Source organism: Planktothrix sp. FACHB-1355, from assembly GCF_014748295.1.
GTDB lineage: Bacteria > Cyanobacteriota > Cyanobacteriia > Cyanobacteriales > Aerosakkonemataceae > Aerosakkonema > Aerosakkonema funiforme_A.
The window spans coordinates 1-4,340 of the sequence record NZ_JACJUP010000564.1 but is presented as its reverse complement, the minus strand read 5'-3'; the positions used below and the strand labels follow the sequence as shown (position 1 = coordinate 4,340).

At 44.1% G+C, this 4,340-nt stretch carries 5 protein-coding genes; 2 read left to right on the top strand and 3 right to left on the bottom strand.

Annotated features, from left to right (window positions below):
• Positions 1-247: 247 nt before the first annotated feature.
• Positions 248-823, bottom strand: a complete 576-nt coding sequence (locus H6S82_RS20705) for a cupin domain-containing protein (RefSeq protein ID WP_190468773.1) — start codon at positions 821-823, stop codon at positions 248-250.
• Positions 824-1,219: 396 nt separating this feature from the next.
• Between H6S82_RS20705 and H6S82_RS20700 the strand changes: the two genes are divergently transcribed.
• Positions 1,220-2,245 carry a TOBE-like domain-containing protein gene (locus H6S82_RS20700; protein ID WP_190468770.1) on the top strand — a complete coding sequence of 342 codons (1,026 nt, stop codon included), beginning with the start codon at positions 1,220-1,222 and terminating at the stop codon, positions 2,243-2,245.
• Positions 2,246-2,412: 167 nt separating this feature from the next.
• Here H6S82_RS20700 and H6S82_RS20695 read toward each other — a convergent pair whose 3' ends face one another.
• Both H6S82_RS20695 and H6S82_RS20690 read right to left on the bottom strand, forming a co-directional pair.
• Positions 2,413-3,273, bottom strand: a complete 861-nt coding sequence (locus H6S82_RS20695) for a nucleoside hydrolase (RefSeq protein ID WP_190468767.1) — start codon at positions 3,271-3,273, stop codon at positions 2,413-2,415.
• Positions 3,274-3,340: 67 nt separating this feature from the next.
• A complete protein-coding gene (locus H6S82_RS20690) occupies positions 3,341-3,604 on the bottom strand; it encodes a zinc ribbon domain-containing protein (protein WP_190468763.1) in 264 nt (87 codons plus the stop codon).
• Between the two features lie 382 nt (positions 3,605-3,986).
• Here H6S82_RS20690 and H6S82_RS20685 point away from each other — a divergent pair, with 382 nt between their 5' ends.
• Positions 3,987-4,214 (top strand): hypothetical protein, encoded by a 228-nt coding sequence (locus H6S82_RS20685; protein WP_190468761.1) that lies wholly within the window; start codon positions 3,987-3,989, stop codon positions 4,212-4,214.
• The last annotated feature ends 126 nt before the right edge of the window (positions 4,215-4,340 follow it).

Sequence of the window (4,340 nt, the reverse complement as noted above, 5' to 3'; positions counted from 1 at the left end):
TTTTTACAATACATTTGTACTATCCGTGGGTAGCGATCGCACTCCTGCAAGTGCCTTAACAAAAGTTCATACAGTGTCGATTACTTTTGTCCGACTACTTAGCGACGCTCGTGCAAATTTACGTTGCGTCAGAACATAAACACCATTTGTTGTAGGTGGGAAAACGGTCATTGTTAATTATTCCAAAGCTAAAAAAATAAAAACTTGTTGCTAGGCGTAGGGTTGCCCAGGACTTACAAACTTTAAGTTAAGGGCAGTCGCCAGGATATCTTCTGGCAACGGGTTTGTGAAAGTGAATTTTAGTATCGGTGTATTGAGGCGTCCACCCGCCTACACTTGTAAAGTACCGTACTGCTTTGAAATGAAGCAATCCTGTAGGACGGAACCAATGCTCGGTACCGGATGGCACGTTAATAAATTCTTCTGCTTCTACAATTAATTCTGCTTGCCTACCATCAGGAAGCACAAACCCGAAAACGCACTCTCCAGAAAGGATATAGAGTGCTTCCTCGTCTGCGTGAGTGTGGCAGCGATCGAATTGCGTTATCAGGGCCCAAAGATAGGGCGAACCTGGATGCAAAACTGTCAATTCACGCCATTTATAACCAAATCTGCGCTGGAATTGAACAAAGTAGCGATCGAAACCAGCTAATATCTCCTCTTTTTCAGCAAGGCTAAGAATGTCTTGTGCCAGTAATTCCCCGATATAGGAGTTACTCCCCAAGGGCAAGCGTTTCACCTGAATATTTAGAGCTGCAAGTTTCCGTGTAATGTCGCTGAGATGAGTGTAAACCGAACTGTCTTCGAGTTGCAAGATGGCCATTGTAGACTCCAGTGTTGGACGGATCTGGGTTCGGGCTTGGTAGAAGTTGGCAGTCAAAAAACATTGCCTATAAAAGGCATTTTAGCAAAAACACCTAAATTCCGATAGATAAACTGTAGATTATTTTAGTACAATTTACAAGGCACAGCAAAAAGGGTTGTCGCGGGCCAGAAACCCGGTTTTTCTAAAAAACCGGGTTTCTAAAAGCCCTCAGTCAGGTAGTCAGTTGTAGCAAAGGTCAAGAAATTTGACAAAAATTACCAAAAAATCTGGATATGTGGTATGTAAGTACAGTAAATTGGGCGATAAATCGGTGTAACAAAAAGGTCTGCCAACGAAATCCGGTTTTCGATCGAGTCAAGGGTCAATTATCAAAAGTTTAGGGAAAGAGTAGCGATGAGCATTTTGATTGAGGACGTATCAAAGCGATTTGGTTCGTTTCAGGCAGTGGATTCGGTAAATTTGCACATTCACAGTGGCAAGCTGGTGGCACTTTTGGGGCCTTCGGGGTCGGGGAAATCCACCTTACTGCGGCTAATTGCGGGACTGGAAACTCCAGATACGGGCAGAATTAGAATCAGTGGTAAAGACATGACCTACGAAAACGTGCAATCGCGGGGTATTGGCTTCGTGTTTCAGCACTATGCTTTGTTTAAGCACATGACCGTCCGCGAGAATGTCGCTTTTGGTCTACAAATACGCAAAGCGTCCAGATTTTATGTCCGGGAACGGGTGGAAGAATTGTTAGACTTAGTGCAACTGCGGGGGTTAGGCGATCGCTATCCGTCTCAACTTTCTGGCGGACAGCGACAGCGGGTAGCTTTGGCGAGAACTTTAGCTGTAAATCCGCAAGTACTTTTATTAGATGAACCGTTTGGAGCTTTGGATGCTAAAGTTCGTAAAGAACTGCGAGCTTCTCTGCGACACCTGCACGAAAAAGTTAACGTTACCACTGTCTTTGTTACCCACGATCAAGAAGAGGCGATGGAACTTGCCGATGAAATTGCTGTTTTTAATAAAGGTCAGGTGGAACAGGTAGGCACTCCAGAGGATATTTACGACCATCCAGCTACCCCCTTTGTGATGAGTTTCTTTGGCCCTGTCAACGTTCTATCCAGCGCTGCGGGAATTTTCGATCTTAACCATTCGGAATCTAACAATTCTCATGTGTTTTTACGTCCTCACGATGTTTTAATTCAGACTAAGGCGGAAGAAACCGCCGTACCCGCTAAGGTAAAGCGGATTGTGCATTTGGGTTGGGAAGTTGTAGTAGAGTTGAGTCTCAGGGACGGTCAACTGGTGACAGCGCAACTGACACGCGATCGCTTCACCCAATTACAACTGCTACAAGAACAGTCTGTTTATGTGAAACCCAAAAGCGCCAAGACTTTCCCTGTCGGCGTACAGCTGACTTACACATAGTTTGGCGGTTCATAGTTCACAGTTTCTAGAAACAGAAATTGTGAACTATGAAAAATAGAAATATCTTAAATTTTATTTTTGAAATACCGCTCGACTAAAGTGCCATTTTGTCAGACTTTCAAAGATTTTTTCATAGCCGATAAAGTGGTCTTGAGACGAGTCCATTTTTAATATGCCGTCAAAGTAGAGATAAATTTTTCTGGGTTGTAGTCTATAATAATCCAAGTTCCGGAACCGGGAGATAATCTGGCTCCCCACTGGCCTTTTTCTCGGTATATTTCTACTTCTGCCCAAGTCGCGATCGACTCGTCAATAGCACAACAAGCAGCTAAAGGATCGTGTAATTTTTTACCATCGGGGTGATGACGCAGATAGGCATCCATACCTTTCCATATCAAAGCGAGAGACAAACTTTTATGTTTGACAGATTGGAAAATATCGTGCATTTTTCGGTCATAGTAAACGCGATGGCAAACGTTTTTAGACACAAATTTTTTCACCCTAATACCGTCATAAGAAAGTGCTGCCAAAGCAGATTTTGAATCGCCGTTGAGGTTGTAAGTGGGACAAGTTGTCATTCCCTTGAATTTGTCTAGTTGAAGTGCTGATGGTACTACACCTTCGCCGGCAAATCCACCTTGGGCAATCCAGCGATCGACTTGAAAATTTAATTTAATGGCAGCTCCCAAATTTTTCAGCGGGCCACCTGTAATTAAAGTAGTGTTCGAGTCACAATATCGCCGCAAAACTTCGCCACCATTTTCTGCATCTTGGGAAGTTGGAATATCTCCATAAACATCTGTGTGCCATTTGGAAACACAGGGTTTAGGGTGTTCTTTGTGATGGGCTCCGACTGGGATATCTCTATTAAATAGAGCCAATGCTTTCCTTACCAGTCCGATCTGTTGGGGTGAACCTGGGGTGATGGTAACAGCTTTGAGGTTAACTTCCGGGTGTCCGATCAACAACAATAAGGTAAGGAAGTCATCGGGGTCGCCGGTTTCCATATCCCAAATTACATCTATCATTTATAGGAATGCCCGCACCTGAGAATAACTCGCTGAAGTAGCTATTGAGAATCTGACTTTTTCAATGCTAGGTGGTGACGTTTTCATAGACTCCAGAGTCTCGTTTCACCAGCTTGGTTAATCCCGCACTCTTGTAGTCGCTATTTGATGTTGGAACGAGCAAGCTTGGTACGCTAATCAAGCGCTGGACAGGTGTATCGAGTGGCGTTTCGCCTGGGTCGCATTGAGCGAGCTTACACAACTCGCCCCAAGTGGTAAGTTTTTCGTGAATACTGTGGCGAACTTCAACTTTTTGATTGTTACTTGCACAAAAGTAATCGTAGGTGGGCATAAAAATTTCTCTCCAGCCCTAGATAGAAATCAATGATAATTTACCGCGATCGTCGGCTTTTGGCAATTTATGATGCTGTACGGTTTCCCGAACGATGGAAACAAACTCTTTGAAGTTAATCGGCTGTTTCGGGTTGATGGTGAAAAATGTTTTTTGTTTTATAGGTTTGGCGATATGGTGGGTTACTCGGAAAGGGAGAGGGAGGAGGGGAAATTTTGAATGAGTGACTTTTGAATGAGTGACTTTTGACTTTTATTATCGGGTGACGCTCTAATGGCGCTTGTGATTAACATCACTTAGGTGATTGAGTCAAGTCACAAACAGATATTGTTAAACTTCGTTACATTTATTTACAGAAAGACACAAACGGGAGAAAACGGTTATGACTATTCTGATTGCACTATTGATCGTCGGTTGGGTTGCTGCTGCTGCGATCGGTACTCAAGCTTACTTCCGAGGCGAGCAGTCCAAGCCAATTCACGAAAGAAACTGGCGCTCTGAGTCTTTTGAGAAACTATCCGAAAGTATTACCGGCAGCAAGATAGACTATAGCGATCGCGTTCCTGCCTTCAGCGTGGATGCTTATGGCAGCAACAACTTGCCGAACTAAGAGCGACGGCATCCTCTGGACGATCGAACCCCAGCACTCCGCTGGGGTTTTTTTTGGCAGGGAAGGGGGGAGTGGGGGAGCTAAAAGTCAAAAGTCAAAAGTCAAAAGTCAAAATTCCTCTTCTTC

Coding starts and splice junctions, on each gene's coding strand:
- H6S82_RS20705 (WP_190468773.1), bottom strand. CDS start 823: ATGGCCATCTTGCAACTCGAAGACAGTTCGGTTTACACTCATCTCAGC.
- H6S82_RS20700 (WP_190468770.1), top strand. CDS start 1,220: ATGAGCATTTTGATTGAGGACGTATCAAAGCGATTTGGTTCGTTTCAG.
- H6S82_RS20695 (WP_190468767.1), bottom strand. CDS start 3,273: ATGATAGATGTAATTTGGGATATGGAAACCGGCGACCCCGATGACTTC.
- H6S82_RS20690 (WP_190468763.1), bottom strand. CDS start 3,604: ATGCCCACCTACGATTACTTTTGTGCAAGTAACAATCAAAAAGTTGAA.
- H6S82_RS20685 (WP_190468761.1), top strand. CDS start 3,987: ATGACTATTCTGATTGCACTATTGATCGTCGGTTGGGTTGCTGCTGCT.